This window comes from Bartonella sp. AP58NXGY (assembly GCF_042195785.1).
In the GTDB taxonomy this organism is placed as follows: Bacteria; Pseudomonadota; Alphaproteobacteria; order Rhizobiales; family Rhizobiaceae; genus Bartonella.
The window spans coordinates 1-228 of record NZ_JBHIOY010000341.1; the positions used below are offsets into that span (position 1 = coordinate 1).

The following is a 228-nucleotide window of genomic DNA, read 5'->3' on the forward strand; positions in this document are numbered from 1 at the left end:
GTGCCATGAAAACCAAAATTTGTTGCCATGCAGGCATCGCGCTATCAACATGCCCTAGGGGAATAAAGGTCATCACAATAATACGGATGATTAAAGCCATTGCAGCAACTTTAGGCGCCCCAGCAAAAAATGCTGTAATCGGTGTTGGTGCACCGTCGTAAACATCAGGTGTCCACATATGAAATGGGATAGCAGAAATTTTGAAAGTTAAAAGAGATAAAATAAATA

General features: G+C 40.8%; 1 protein-coding gene. It reads right to left on the reverse strand.

The genetic code is table 11. The features are described 5' to 3' along the window. On the reverse strand, positions 1-228 hold a 228-nt coding region (locus ACFINC_RS11295; RefSeq protein WP_375617263.1), incomplete at both ends, for a proton-conducting transporter membrane subunit.